Source organism: Stenotrophomonas sp. GL_101 (genome assembly GCF_057835675.1).
Genome location: NZ_CM174432.1, coordinates 3,571,918 through 3,585,111 on the forward strand (window position 1 = coordinate 3,571,918; position 13,194 = coordinate 3,585,111).

Genomic DNA, 13,194 nt, shown 5'->3' on the forward strand with positions numbered 1-13,194 from the left:
GGAGGCGGTCGGCACAGAGCGTCACCACCAACGGTGGTGACCTACCTGCGCAAGCGCAACCGTCGGGCTGCCTGCGTGGTGGCAGCGCCTCAGGCCGGCACCATCCACCATGCGGCCACCGCCAGGATCGCCGGCACGGCCTGGATGAAGAAGATCCGCTTGTTGACGCTCCAGGCGCCGTAGCAGCCGGCCACGATCACGCAGCCCAGCATGAAGTTCACCAGCATCGGCAGATGGTCGAACAGTCCCCAGAACAGTCCCGCCGCCAGGAAGCCGTTGTACAGGCCCTGGTTGGCTGCCAGCACCCGGGTGGCCTCGGCCTTCTCAGGCGTGTTGCGGAAAGTCTTCAAGCCCAGCGGCCGGGTCCACAGGAACATTTCCAGCACCAGGAAGTACACGTGCAGCAGTGCGACCAGCAGGGTCAGTGACAGCGCGATCCAGTACATGGGCAGGCCTTGGGGATGATCGGTGAAGCTTACTCCGCACGCTCGGCCGGCAGCTTCTTTTCTTCACGCAGCACGCCCAGCGCCGCCCACGTCATGATCGCCGCCGCCACGGCACCGCCGAGGAACACCGCATGGGACCCCAGCAGCGACAGCGCCTTGTGCACCCAGGCGAAGGTCAGGTCGGCGCCGCGGTACACCACCGTGTCAATCGCCGCGCCGGCCTTGTAGCGCCACTGGCGGTCCACACGGGTGTAGATCGTCTCGCGCGCCGGCTTGCCCAGCGAGAACTCGCTCGCCCGCGTCATCACCTGCACCATCGCCACCATCAGCGGCAGCGGTGAGGCGGCCAGCACCGAGAAGCCGATGATGATCGCCACCCCCGGGATCAACAACGCCGGGGCGATGCCGAAGCGCGACAGCAACCAGCGGGTCACCCCCAGCTGCAGGACCAGCGCCAGCGCGTTCACGGCCAGGTCCACCCGCGAGAAGAACGCCGTGCGCGAGGCGACGTCGGCATACAGGCTGCGCACGATCGCGTTCTGCTCGTTGTACAGCAGCGTGCCCACGCCCACCCCGAACACCACCATCACCGCCAGCCAGCGCAGCAGCGGCTCCCGCACGATCAGCTTCAGCCCGTCCAGCACGCCGCCGCCCATCGGCGTCTCACCGGACACCAGCTGCTGTTCCTGCTCGCGGAGCACCGCCCAGTGCCGCAGGCGAAAGATGCACAGCAGGCATACCGACAGGAAGCCGGCCGAAACCAGCATCAGGTTGGCGATGCCGATCCACGTCACCAGCGTGGACGTCAGCAACGGCCCCACCAGCGCGCCGACCGTGCCGACCGCGCCCAGGTAGCCGTAGAACGCCTTGGCCTGGACGTTGGAGAACACGTCGGCCATGAAGCTCCAGAACACCGCCACCGCGAACAGGTTGAACACGGTGATCCAGAAGAAGAACAGCATGCCGCGCCCGGGCATGCCGCTGTCGAACAACACGTAGAAGCCCAGCAGGGTGGCAATGAAGAACCCGTACACCACCGGCAGGAACACCCGGCGTGGGTAGCGGCTGACCAGCGCACCGTACAGCGGCTGCAACACCAGCATGATCACGAAGACACAGCTGAACAGGAACTGCAGCACATAGTCCTGCAACGCGATGCCCTGCCCGGAAAACCAGTCGATCAACACCGACGGAAACACCGCGTGCAGGTCCGACGAGGCGGCCATGGCCTCACGTACCGGGCGCAGCACGTAGTAGCCGGTCAGCAGGCAGAAGAAATACACCGATGCCCACAGCAACGGCGGCGATTGCCGCAGCGCGGTGCCCAGCCCCTGGCGTGCCGGTGCCGGCTGGCCCGCAGCACTCATCGCACGCGCTCCATGCTCAGGCGGCGTTGCAACGGCAGCATCGTGGGAACTCCAGGCGGCAAAGCGCGCACGTTAAACGATGCACCGCAACATCGCCAGTCTCCGCCCCTCCGCCACGCTGCAACAGTGCGTGGCGGCGACGGGTGCCCCGCTGCAGGCCGCCGTCGCCTATGCTCGCAGGCAGGCCGTGGGGACGGTGCCGTACCCGGGAGGCGCATGTACGACTACATCATCATTGGTGCGGGATCCGCCGGTTGCGTCCTGGCCAACCGGCTCAGCGCAGACCCGCGGTGCCAGGTCCTGCTGCTGGAAGCCGGGCCACGCGACCGCAACCCGTTCATCCACATGCCGGCCGGACTGGCCCGGCTGGTCAACAACCGGCGCATCAACTGGAACCTGGAAACCGAGCCCGAGCCGGCGCTGGATGGCCGTCGGCTGTGGTGGCCGCGTGGCAAGGTGCTGGGCGGTTCCAGCGCGATCAATGCGATGTGCTACGTGCGCGGCGTCGCTGCCGACTACGATGGCTGGGCCGCTGCCGGTGCCAGCGGCTGGGAATGGGCACAGGTGCTGCCCTGGTTCGTGCACAGCGAAACCAACAGCCGGGGCGGCAGCGCGCTGCACGGTGCGGCAGGGCCGCTGTCGGTGTCCGACCTGCGCCACCGCAACCGGTTGTCGGCGGCGTTCATCGATGCCGCCGCCCAGGCCGGCCATGCGCGCAACGACGATTTCAACGGTGCGCAGCAGCTCGGGGTGGGCTTCTACCAGGTCACCCAGCGCGACGGCGCGCGCTGCTCCAGCGCCACCGCCTACCTGCGCCCGGCGCGGGAACGGCGCAACCTGACCGTCCTCACCGGTGCACGCGCCACAACACTGAGCTTCAGCGGGGATGCCGCCAGCGGCGTGTTCTTCAACCACCGCGGCCACCACCGGCATGCGACAGCCCACAGCGAGGTGATCCTCTGCGGCGGCGCCATCCATTCGCCGCAACTGCTGATGCTGTCCGGGATCGGTCAGGCCCGCTACCTGCGTGGACACGGCATCAGCCCGCGCGCGGACCTGGCCGGCGTGGGCGGCAACCTGCAGGACCACCTGGACATCTGCAGCCTGGTCCACACCGGGCCCGGGGTCAGCTACGACCGCAGCAACCAGGCGCGCATCGCCTTCGACTATTTCCTGCGCGGCCATCGTGGTGCCGGCAGCAGCAACATCGCCGAGGCCGGTGGTTTCGCCCGCTCTCCCCTGGCCGACGATGCACGCGCCGATGTGCAGTTCCACTTCGTGCCGGCGATGCTGGACAACCACGGCCGCCACCGCCTGCCCGGCGATGGCTACACCCTGCATGCCTGTGCCCTGCATCCGCGCAGCCGCGGCCGCATCCAGCTGCGCGACGCCGACCCGGCCTCGCCGCCACGAATCGAAGCGAACTACCTGAGCGACGCGGAGGGCGTCGATCTGGCGATGATGAAGCACTGCGTGGGCATGTCCGCGCAGATCCTGCGGCAGGCGGCGTTCGACCGCTGGCGTGGCGCCCCGATCTTCCCGCCGCGGGACGACCTGGACGACGCCGCGCTGACCGCCTTCATCCGTGCCAAGGCCGAAACCATCTACCACCCGGTGGGCACCTGCGCGATGGGCACCCACGCCGAGGCGGTGGTCGACCCGCAGCTGCGCGTGCGTGGCGTGCGCCGCCTGCGCGTGGTGGATGCCTCGGTGATGCCGCGCCTGGTCAGCGGCAACACCAATGCCGCCACGATCATGCTGGCCGAGCGTGCCGCGCACTGGATCCTGCAGGATGCCGCAGCCCCCTGAACAGGGCTGCGCCATGGGGTGGGGGGCAACGCCGGCAAAGGGATGCAAAAACCGCGCCTTTTCAACCAGATACGCATTCATCTTCGCTTCGTTTGTGCAATCGGGAAAAGCGGCGCTAGAATCGCTTACAGCAGTTGCGCACAGGCCCTACACGATGAATCAGAACAGCAGGCGTCGTCCGATCCGCTCGGCGGCAACCGGGTTGCTGGGCCTATTGATGCCCATTGCAATGTCCTCTACGGCGCAGACCTCCAGCGCCGCGCCTGCGGCGTTCCCGGTCAACATCGAAAACGCCCAGGCAGTCGCGCATACCCAGCCCGCCGCTTACCGCGCCACGCCGGCCAACCCGCAGGTGCTGCCACCGGCGGCGAGCTTCAACGTGGCCGCGATCGAATCGATGGCCCAACAGCTGACCTACGGCGAGCGCGTCCCCGGCATGGCCGTGGCCATCGTCCAGGGCGGGCGCGTGCTCAGCGCGCGCGGCTACGGTGTCACCGACGTCAACAACCCGCAGATGGTCGATGCGCACACCGTGTTCCGGCTGGCGTCGCTGTCCAAGGCCTTCGCCGGCACCATGGCCGGGCTGCTGGTCAACGATGGCACCCTGCGCTGGGACAGCAAGGTCACCGATTATGTGCCCGGCTTCCAGCTGAGTTCGCCGGAAGCCACCGAACGCCTTACCGTGGCCGACCTGCTCAGCCACCGCGTCGGCCTGCCCTACAACGCCTATGACCGCGACGTGGAAGCCAACGCCGAGTACTACACGCTCACTCACAAGCTGGCGGCCACTTCGCTCAAGTGCCTGCCGGGCGATTGCTACGCTTACCAGAACGTGGCCTTCAGCCTGATCGGCGACGTGGTCTACGCCGCCTCGGGCAGTTTCTACGAGCAGTCGGTCGAACGCCGCCTGTTCAAGCCGCTGGGCATGGACGATGCCAGCCTCGGCCTGGCCGGCATCCAGGCCAGTTCGCGCTGGGCGCGCCCGCACGTGCGCAGCCGCAATGGCTGGGTGTCGCTCAACCCCAAGCCCACCTACTACCGTCTCGCCCCCGCAGCCGGCGTCAACGCCAGTGCCAGCGACATGGCGCAATGGTTGCTGGCTCACACCGGTCACCGCCCCGACGTGCTGCCCGCGCCACTGCTGGCCACGCTGCACTCGACCCTGATCAACACCCCGGGCGAAATGCGCTCGGGCTGGCGTCGTGAGCGCCTGCACTCGGCCGGTTACGCGCTCGGCTGGCGCAATTTCGACTATGCCGGTCATGAAGTGATCTTCCACGCCGGCGCGGTGCAGGGCTATCGCGGCCTGGTGGCGCTGGTACCCGAACGCGACCTGGGCATCGCCATCCTGTGGAACGGCGAGAGCAGCCTGCCCAGCGGCCTGTTGCCGACCGTGCTCGACCAGGCCATGGGCCTGCCCACCCAGCGCTGGCTGGACGTGGACACCGACTTCGGCAGCGACAGTCTGATGGCCGAAGACGCCGCCCCGCAGCAGGGCAAGCGCAAGGGCGTGTCGTCCAACCGTGCGGTGGCCTCGCCGCGTTGATTGCGGTGCAGGTGGCAGCATCGAAAGAAGCGACCGGTGGGTCGCTTTTTTTGTAGTTCTTTTCCCCAGTAGCTAGCGAGGGGCTTCGCCTATGGCGCGAGCGTCCGGGGCCGCTTGGCTTACGGAACGCACAGGCGCACGCCGATGTTTGACGTGGGCCGCCGGCATTCTCGACACGCCGGTACCGATGCCCTTGCGGAGGTAGGTCACCACCGTTGGTGGTGACGCGGAACTCGCCCCTTGCCCTGCCGGGCGAATGCGATCCTGCCGCAGAGGCGCACATAAAAAAACTCCCTCCCCGCTGGGCTGCCGGGGAAGGAGTTTCAGTGTGCGGCTATCGGGAACGACTTAGATCAGCGGTGCCGGGGTTGCCGGCAGGGCGACCGGGGCGGCCTTCTTCTTGCGAACGGCCGGCTTGCGCTTTGCGACCTTCTTCACCGCTTTCTTGGCCGCAGCCTTCTTGGCCGGAGCCTTGCGCGCGGTTGCCTTCTTTGCAGTGGCCTTCTTGGCTACCTTGCGGACAGCCTTCTTGGCGGTCTTCTTGGTGGCCTTCTTTGCCGTCTTCTTGGTTGCCTTCTTGGCCGTGGCCTTCTTGGCTACCTTGCGGACGGCTTTCTTCGCAGTCTTCTTGGCGGCGGACTTCTTGGCTACCTTGCGGGTCGCCTTCTTCGCCGTCTTCTTCACTGCCTTCTTCGCGGCGGCCTTCTTGGCGACCTTGCGGACTGCCTTCTTCGCCGTCTTCTTCACTGCCTTGCGGGCGGTCGCCTTCTTTGCAGCCTTCTTCACCGTCTTCTTGGCCGCCGCCTTCTTGGCGACCTTCTTCACGGTCTTCTTGGCGGCAGCTTTCTTGGCTACCTTCTTGACGGCCTTTTTGGCGGCCGGCTTTTTCTTCGCAGCTTTCTTGGTTGCCATGGGATGGCTCCTCGTCAGTGATCTATGGAGTGGAAACGCCCAGGTAAAGCAAACCCGCAGTGCGGCATCGCGGGGACCGCCGTCGCGTCAAGCGCGTCGTGACGGATACGGAGATACCTGCCGCAGGTGGCCGAACAGGTATCGAAAGGGAAAGGGTCTTGAGGTTCGCCGGGGGAAGCGAATCCTTCTCCACCGTCTTCGGACGCGAGGTGGATGTCCAGGTTGTGCTTCGCGACTGGATGTCGATTCTGCTCACTCTGTTCGCAGCAAGGTCTGCTGTGGCGAAACCTAATCACGGTTTTTTTCACTGTCAACAACCCCGGCGAAAAATTTTCACATGGACGCACCCCGCGACGGCAACTTCAGCCCCTCCGCAAACACCGCCAACGGCATGCAACGCCGTCGCACACGCACCCCCACGCCACGCACGACACGCATCACGACAAAAGAAAAGTGCTTAAAAGAAGCACTTTGGTGTTTTCAACTTGCGCGCACCCGGCGAGCTGCCCGGTTCCGGCACGCGCGTCCATCAACGTGCCAACGCCTACCCACACGGCACCCAAACGGGTACGAAAACTTTTCACATCCTCGATCGCTTTTTGCCACCGAATTTGCGCAAATGCGCAAACTTCCTGACCGTTTCGACCGCTCGGTTCGGGCTCACCGGATGCACCGCGCGCGCCCCGCATGGCCAACCGGATGCACCCGGACATGCGCGCACCGATGCCCGAACGCACCCTCATGACCAACGCGGACACCGACCCAACGGTTGCGCATGAGCGACCCGACCGGCGACGACCGGCAGCGACCGCCGTTGGTTTTCGTCACGTACGGATAACGGCAGCGTCGCTGCACCGGCCTGCGGGCGAAAAAAGTTCTTCGCCAAGCAGCGGGAAAGACAGCAGCAGCGTCGGCCACCTGCACCAGCCTGGGCCGGGGTGGATAGGTTCCCGGGACACGCTGCAGGTCCCGCTCCGCAGCCGGCCCAAACCAGTCCAGGTCCGCACCCGCCGCGCCTGCGCTGGCGGGAACGTTGACTTGGGCAATCCCCGCAATGGGGCGAAGAATTGACCCGTCCTGCCATAGGTTGACACCTGTGGCGGATGATCTGGCCGCCGTCAGGCGGCCAGAGACGCCCGATGCACCGCATCGGGCGTTTGCATTTTAAGCGACAGGTGCGGCCGCTCGGCGTTATAGATCCCCACCGACTCGGCGACCATCTGGCGTGCCTGCAGCAGGTCCCGAGGCCGGTGCAGCAGGAACTCGCCCTTCAAAATTCCATTGACCCGTTCGGCCAGCGCATTCTGGTAGCAGTCGTAGCCATCGGTCATCGAGCAGGTCACCCCATGCCTGGCGTGGATCTTCTGGTAGTAGTCCGAGCAGTACTGGATACCCCGGTCGGAGTGATGGATCAGCTGCTGCCGCGTTTTTCGTTCCTTCAGCGCCATCTGCAGTGCTTGGGCGACCTGTTCGGTCTGCAGGGTGTCGTGCACGCTCCAGCCCACGATCCTGCGCGACCACACATCGGTAATCAGGCTCAGGTATACAAATTTCCCCTGCGTGGGCAGGTAGGTAATGTCGGCTACCCAGACCTGCTCACTGCCGGTCGGTACCACGCGCCCTTCGCCGGGCTTGAGAAGATTGGGGTGCCGCCGGAAGCGGTGATGGCTGTCGGTCGTCTTGTGGTACGCCCGCCGCATGGGGACCAGCAGCCGGGCATCACGAAGGACGCCAAACAGACGGTCGCGCCCCATTGCCACTCCCGATGCTTGAAGCGTCGGTCCAATCAGATGATGCAGCTTGCGCGTGCCGATGCGCGGCTGGCGCGCTCGATAGCCACCTACCAGCGCGAGCGCCCGAGCACCGTCGGCCAATTGCCGCTGCTGACGATGGCCTGCCTGATAGTACGCTTGGCGACTGATACCAAAATGCCGGCAAGCCCTTGCCACGCTTACGCCTTGGAGGCGCCTTTGCGTGAGGACTTGCCGGAAGGCTTTTTTACGATGCGCACCCCGTAGTCTTCCTTGAGCACATCCACGATGGCCTCGAAAAGCTGCGCCTTCTCGGTCGCCTCCCGCAGCTGAACCTGCAGGACTTTGATCTGTTGTTCCGGTGTCAGCGGCTTGGCCGTTCCGGACTTGGGAGCTGTGGTCATGGGGGCAGATGATGCCCCACCTGACCAGTCTTGCCGACCATGTCGCCGAAGCCACGACAGCACGGTGCTCCGTCCTTGGATTCCGTAGCGCTCCTGGGCCTGCTTGTAGGTCAGCTCCCCACGCTCGACCTGGTCCACCACCGACAACTTGAAGGCCAGCGAGTAATCCCGCTGGCTGCGCCTGATTGTTGAATTCATTGAACATTCCTCTTCCTGTGGGAAAAGGTGTCAACTCAATTCAGGACGGGTCAAATCCAAAAAAAACGGCCGCACAGGGCGGCCGTTCTTCTCGATCAGAGCACGCTCAGTGCTCGTCGTTTTCCAGCAGCTCGGCGTACTCGTCCGGGCCCAGCAGATCGTTCAACTCTTCGTTGGCCGAGAACTCGACCACGTAGATCCAGCCTTCGCCGTAGGCATCTTCGTTGATGGTTTCCGGCTTGTCCGACAGTGCTTCGTTCACCTCGACCACCTTGCCGGTGATCGGGCTGTACACGTCCGAGGCGGCCTTGACCGACTCGACCACGGCGGCCTGCTGGCCGGCCTTTACTTCATCGCCCACGGTCGGCAGCTCGACATAGACCAGGTCGCCAAGCAGGCCCTGGGCGTGGTCGGAAATGCCGACGGTGACGCGGCCATTGCCTTCCACACGTGCCCATTCGTGGGACTTGAGGAATTTAAGGTCGCCGGGGATCTCGCTCATGGGACTGCTCCGAGGAATAACAGGGGGGTCAAGAAACGGGGGTAGTGTAACCATCGGGGCCGACCTCCAACAGGTCGGCCCGGTCAAAAAAAATCAGGCGTCGGCCAGTACGCCCGGCTGGGCCTGGCCTTCGCGCACGAACGGGAACTTCACCACGCGCACCGGCACCTGCTTGCCGCGGATGTCCACGTGCACCTGGCCCAGGTCACCGGCCGGCACCCGTGCGAAGGCGATGCCCTTGCCCAGCGTCGGCGAGAAGGTGCCCGACAGGATTTCGCCCTGGCCGCTGGCGGTCAGCACCGCCTGGCCGTGGCGCAGCACGCCCTTCTCGTCCATCACCAGGCCGATCATCTGGCGCGCGTCGCCGGCGGCCTTCTGCGCTTCCAGCACATCGCGGCCGATGAAGTCGCGGCCCTCGTCCAGCGCCACCGTCCAGGCCAGCGCGGCCTCATACGGGGTGATCGCTTCATCCATGTCCTGGCCGTACAGGTTCATGCCCGCCTCCAGGCGCAGCGTGTCGCGCGCGCCCAGGCCGGCCGGACGTACCCCGGCGGCGGCCAGGGCATTCCAGAAGGCCACCACCTCGGCCTGCGGCAGCAGGATTTCAAAACCGTCTTCACCGGTGTAGCCGGTGCGCGCCACGAACAGCGGCGTGCCGCTGGCGGCGGTGGCTTCCAGGGCAGCGAAACGGCCCAGCTTCTCCAGCGCGGCGCGGTCGCCCTCGCCGACCAGGCCGATCACCCGCTCACGTGCGGTCGGGCCCTGCACGGCGACGATCGCCAGGTCTTCGCGTTCGGTCACCTGCACCTCGAAGGCGGCCGCCTGCTCACGGATCCAGGCCAGGTCCTTCTCGCGGGTCGACGCATTGACCACCATGCGGAAGCAGTCGTCGGCCAGGTAATACACGATCAGGTCATCGATGACCCCGCCGCGCGCATTGAGCATGCACGAGTAAAGCGCCTTGCCGGTGACCTTGAGCTTGTCCACCGAGTTGGCCAGCAGGGTGCGCAGGAACGGCTTGACCTGCGCACCGCGCAGATCGACCACGGTCATGTGGCTGACGTTGAACATGCCGGCATCGGCACGCACCAGATGGTGCTCGTCCAGCTGCGAGCCGTAATGGATGGGCATGTCCCAGCCACCGAAATCAACCATCTTGGCGCCGAGTGCGCGGTGGGTGTCGTTGAGAAGCGTCTTCTGGGTCATGACCGGTTTCCGGGGGAATGAAAGCAAGATCCCCATTATAGGTCTGACGCCACGCAACGCCCGCCGCGCTGCGGTAATGCCGCGTGACCTACCAAGTGCCGCTCAGAGCGCCTGCACCTTCAGCGTCATGCCCTCCACCGCGACCACCCGCACCTGGCTGCCGGCGGGCAGGTCCGGTCCGGCCACCACCCAGAATGCATCATCGATCTTGGCGCGGCCCTTGCCGGCCACGATGGCCTGGTCGACCACCACCACCCGCCCGACCAACTGCTCGGCGCGCCGGTTCAGCAGCGGCGCGTCGCTCTGCCGCGCATGCGTGCGCCCCCAGCGCCGGTAGCACTGGATCGACACCACCGACAACAGCACGTACGCCACCACCTGCCACAGCAGCGGGATATCGGCGAACACCGCCACCATCACGAACACCGCCGCCGCCCCGATCCCGATCCACAACATGAACGCGCCCGGCGCCAGCGCTTCAGCCGCGAACAGCACCAACGCCAACGCCCCCCAGCCGACCACTTCCCAACGCATCTCAACCCCCTATGCGCGGAGGGACCGCGCGCGTGGCTTTCTTCTCTTCCTGTTTGGCGAACGCCTCCCTGGCCAGCTCGGCCACGCCGGCGATCGAGCCGATCACCCCACTGGCCTCCATCGGCATCAGTACCAGCTTCTGGTTGGGCGAGGTGGCCAGCTCCTTGAACGCCTCCACGTACTTCTGCGCGATGAAGTAGTTGATCGCCTGCACATCGCCCTGCGCGATCGCCTCGGACACCATCTGCGTCGCCTTGGCTTCGGCCTCGGCCTGGCGCTCGCGCGCCTCCGCGTCGCGGAACGCGGCCTCCTTGCGTCCTTCCGCTTCCAGCACCGTGGCCTGCTTCTCGCCCTCGGCGCGCAGTATCTCGGACTGGCGCGAGCCTTCGGCCTCCAGGATCTGCGCACGCTTCTCGCGCTCGGCCTTCATCTGCCGCGCCATCGCGTCCAGCAGGTCACGCGGGGGCTGGATGTCGCGGATCTCGATGCGGTTGACCTTGACGCCCCACGGGTTGGTCGCGTGGTCCACCACGCCAAGCAACTTGGCGTTGATCACCTCGCGCTGGCTCAGCGATTCATCCAGGTCCATCGAACCGATCACCGTGCGGATGTTGGTCTGCACCAGGGCGATCATCGCCACTTCCAGGTTGGCTACCTCATAGGCGGCCTTGGACGCATCCAGCACCTGGAAGAACACCACCCCGTCCACGCGTACCGCGGCGTTGTCCTTGGTGATCACTTCCTGGCCGGGCACGTCCAGCACCTGCTCCATCATGTTCACCTTGCGCCCCACCCCGTACACGATGGGGATCAGGAAATGCAGGCCCGGCGACATCGTGTGGGTGTAGCGGCCGAAGCGCTCGACCGTCCATTCATAGCCCTGCGGCACCATCCGCACCGCCTTGAACAGGATCACCACGGCCACGAAGGCCAGCACCAGCGAGAACAGCAGGGTCGGGAACATCAGATTTCTCCTTTACCCCGGGTGGCTGACCCGGGCAGGGCCACGGGAAGGCTACAGCCGGACCCGGCCACGGAGGATGTCCCAGAACATCCTCCAGTCGCCGGCGAAGGAATACAACGGATGCCGGAACGTTGCCGGGCGGTTTTTCTCGAAGAAGTAGTGCCCGACCCAGGCAAACCCGTAGCCGCAGGCCAGTGCCGCCCACAACCAGGCCGGCTGCCCACGCACGATCGCAACGGCGACCAGCAGCAGCACCCCGCAACTGCCGGAAAAATGCAGCCGCCGCGAAACAACATGGCGATGCTCGCCCAGGTAGAACGGATAGAACTCGCGGAAACTGGCGAAGCGGGACATGGCGCGCTCTCCGGACCGGATGCACGCAGCATAGCGCGGGACGCGTCCGCGTAGTCGCGCGGCCGGCCCTACGCGCTGCGCGGGGCGAACATGATGACGGCCATGCCGGCCAGGCACAGGCCTACGCCGAGCAGGTCCCAGCGGCTGGGACGGATCCCGTCCACCAGCCACAGCCACATCAGCGCGGTGCCGATGTAGACCCCGCCATAGCCCGCATAGACGCGGCCACTGGCGGCCGGGTACAGGGTCAGCAGCCAGGCAAACAATGCCAGGCTGGCCGCCGCCGGCAGCAGCAGCCAGGCGCTGCCGTCCTTGCGCAGCCACAGCCACGGCAGGTAACAGCCGACGATCTCGGCCACCGCTGTCAGCACGAACAGCAGCAGCGTCTTCACGACTTGGCTTCTTCGGCCTTGGCCTGCTGCCAGAGCTGTTCCTGCGCCTCCAGGTCCAGCGCGGCCATCGCCTGCCCGGCCGCCTCGGCCTGCGCTTCCATGGCGCGGAAGCGGCGCTCGAACTTGTGGTTGGCCTGGCGCAGCGCCGCACCGACATCGACCCTGGCATGGCGGGCCAGGTTGGCGCAGACGAACAACAGGTCGCCCAGTTCGTCCTGCAACCGCGCATGGTTGTCTGCGACCGGGCCACGGGCGAACTCGGCGGCGACCTCGTCCAGCTCCTCGCGCACCTTGTCGATCACCGGGCCCGGACCGGGCCAGTCGAAGCCGACCCGCGCCGCACGTGCCTGCAGCTTCACCGCCCGCTGCCACTCGGGCAGGCCGCGCGCGATGCCGGCCAGCGCGGAGGTATCGGTGTGGCCCTTGGCCGCGCGCTCGGCATGTTTGATCGCCTCCCAGTTGCCGGCGACCGCATCGGCACCGTCCACCTGCACCTGCGCGAAGACATGCGGATGCCGGCGCTGCATCTTGTCGCTGATCGACCGGGCCACCTCGGCAAAGGCGAACGCACCCTGCTCGCTGGCCATCTGCGCGTGGAACACCACCTGCAGCAACAGGTCGCCCAGTTCGTCCTGCAGGTCCTCCAGGTCGCCCCGATCGATCGCATCGGCCACTTCGTAGGCTTCTTCGATCGTGTAGGGGGCGATGCTGGCAAAGTCCTGCTGCAGGTCCCACGGGCAGCCGTCCTGCGGATCGCGCAACCGCGCCATGATGCCCAGCAGGCGGTCCAGTTCAACGGTGGCAGACAT

At 66.1% G+C, this 13,194-nt stretch carries 12 protein-coding genes and 1 pseudogene; 3 read left to right on the plus strand and 10 right to left on the minus strand.

What is annotated here, in order from left to right:
* Window positions 1-89: 89 nt before the first annotated feature.
* Window positions 90-446 (minus strand): DUF1304 domain-containing protein, encoded by a 357-nt coding sequence (locus AC3IR9_RS15785; protein ID WP_489291866.1) that lies wholly within the window; start codon window positions 444-446, stop codon window positions 90-92.
* A gap of 29 nt (window positions 447-475) precedes the next feature.
* Window positions 476-1,813: an NTP/NDP exchange transporter gene (locus AC3IR9_RS15790; protein ID WP_489291868.1), complete on the minus strand. Its 1,338-nt coding sequence runs from the start codon at window positions 1,811-1,813 to the stop codon at window positions 476-478.
* A 216-nt stretch (window positions 1,814-2,029) separates the two neighbouring features.
* On the opposite strand from AC3IR9_RS15790, the gene AC3IR9_RS15795 reads away from it, so the two are divergent.
* The 3 genes and pseudogenes from AC3IR9_RS15795 to AC3IR9_RS15805 form a co-directional block, all read left to right on the plus strand.
* Window positions 2,030-3,622 carry a GMC family oxidoreductase gene (locus tag AC3IR9_RS15795; protein WP_489291869.1) on the plus strand — a complete coding sequence of 531 codons (1,593 nt, stop codon included), beginning with the start codon at window positions 2,030-2,032 and terminating at the stop codon, window positions 3,620-3,622.
* 154 nt (window positions 3,623-3,776) lie between these two features.
* The gene (locus AC3IR9_RS15800) at window positions 3,777-5,168 is read left to right on the plus strand and encodes a serine hydrolase domain-containing protein (protein ID WP_489291870.1); all 1,392 of its coding nucleotides are present in this window, start codon (window positions 3,777-3,779) and stop codon (window positions 5,166-5,168) included.
* Between the two features lie 400 nt (window positions 5,169-5,568).
* Window positions 5,569-6,081, plus strand: a pseudogene (locus AC3IR9_RS15805) (hypothetical protein); the annotation flags it as partial.
* A gap of 1,117 nt (window positions 6,082-7,198) precedes the next feature.
* Here the strand turns inward: AC3IR9_RS15805 and AC3IR9_RS15810 are convergent.
* The 8 genes from AC3IR9_RS15810 to mazG form a co-directional block, all read right to left on the minus strand.
* Window positions 7,199-8,433 (minus strand): IS3 family transposase gene (locus tag AC3IR9_RS15810; RefSeq protein ID WP_489291031.1). Its coding sequence is split into 2 segments (ribosomal slippage): window positions 7,199-8,082 and window positions 8,082-8,433, totalling 1,236 coding nucleotides; the frame shifts between segments, so codons are not numbered across the junction.
* A 106-nt stretch (window positions 8,434-8,539) separates the two neighbouring features.
* Complete coding sequence (gene gcvH / locus AC3IR9_RS15815; RefSeq protein ID WP_489291872.1) at window positions 8,540-8,935, minus strand: glycine cleavage system protein GcvH; 396 nt, start codon at window positions 8,933-8,935, stop codon at window positions 8,540-8,542.
* Window positions 8,936-9,028: 93 nt separating this feature from the next.
* Window positions 9,029-10,141, minus strand: a complete 1,113-nt coding sequence (gene gcvT / locus AC3IR9_RS15820; RefSeq protein ID WP_489291874.1) for a glycine cleavage system aminomethyltransferase GcvT — start codon at window positions 10,139-10,141, stop codon at window positions 9,029-9,031.
* Between the two features lie 102 nt (window positions 10,142-10,243).
* The gene (locus tag AC3IR9_RS15825) at window positions 10,244-10,675 is read right to left on the minus strand and encodes an NfeD family protein (protein ID WP_489291875.1); all 432 of its coding nucleotides are present in this window, start codon (window positions 10,673-10,675) and stop codon (window positions 10,244-10,246) included.
* A gap of 1 nt (window position 10,676) precedes the next feature.
* A complete protein-coding gene (locus AC3IR9_RS15830) occupies window positions 10,677-11,639 on the minus strand; it encodes an SPFH domain-containing protein (RefSeq protein WP_489291877.1) in 963 nt (320 codons plus the stop codon).
* A 51-nt stretch (window positions 11,640-11,690) separates the two neighbouring features.
* Window positions 11,691-11,993: an Mpo1-like protein gene (locus AC3IR9_RS15835; RefSeq protein ID WP_489291878.1), complete on the minus strand. Its 303-nt coding sequence runs from the start codon at window positions 11,991-11,993 to the stop codon at window positions 11,691-11,693.
* 68 nt (window positions 11,994-12,061) lie between these two features.
* Window positions 12,062-12,385, minus strand: a complete 324-nt coding sequence (locus AC3IR9_RS15840; protein WP_489291880.1) for a YnfA family protein — start codon at window positions 12,383-12,385, stop codon at window positions 12,062-12,064.
* On the minus strand, window positions 12,382-13,194 hold the full coding sequence (mazG, locus tag AC3IR9_RS15845; RefSeq protein WP_489291881.1) for a nucleoside triphosphate pyrophosphohydrolase: 813 nt from the start codon (window positions 13,192-13,194) through the stop codon (window positions 12,382-12,384). The genes AC3IR9_RS15840 and mazG overlap by 4 nt, the downstream gene beginning before the upstream one ends.

Bases quoted from the DNA above. Each gene is read 5' to 3' on its own strand.
- AC3IR9_RS15785 (WP_489291866.1), bottom strand. From the start codon at position 446: ATGTACTGGATCGCGCTGTCACTGACCCTGCTGGTCGCACTGCTGCAC.
- gcvH (WP_489291872.1), bottom strand. From the start codon at position 8,935: ATGAGCGAGATCCCCGGCGACCTTAAATTCCTCAAGTCCCACGAATGG.
- AC3IR9_RS15835 (WP_489291878.1), bottom strand. From the start codon at position 11,993: ATGTCCCGCTTCGCCAGTTTCCGCGAGTTCTATCCGTTCTACCTGGGC.
- AC3IR9_RS15825 (WP_489291875.1), bottom strand. From the start codon at position 10,675: ATGCGTTGGGAAGTGGTCGGCTGGGGGGCGTTGGCGTTGGTGCTGTTC.
- AC3IR9_RS15795 (WP_489291869.1), top strand. From the start codon at position 2,030: ATGTACGACTACATCATCATTGGTGCGGGATCCGCCGGTTGCGTCCTG.
- AC3IR9_RS15790 (WP_489291868.1), bottom strand. From the start codon at position 1,813: ATGAGTGCTGCGGGCCAGCCGGCACCGGCACGCCAGGGGCTGGGCACC.
- gcvT (WP_489291874.1), bottom strand. From the start codon at position 10,141: ATGACCCAGAAGACGCTTCTCAACGACACCCACCGCGCACTCGGCGCC.
- mazG (WP_489291881.1), bottom strand. From the start codon at position 13,194: ATGTCTGCCACCGTTGAACTGGACCGCCTGCTGGGCATCATGGCGCGG.
- AC3IR9_RS15830 (WP_489291877.1), bottom strand. From the start codon at position 11,639: ATGTTCCCGACCCTGCTGTTCTCGCTGGTGCTGGCCTTCGTGGCCGTG.
- AC3IR9_RS15800 (WP_489291870.1), top strand. From the start codon at position 3,777: ATGAATCAGAACAGCAGGCGTCGTCCGATCCGCTCGGCGGCAACCGGG.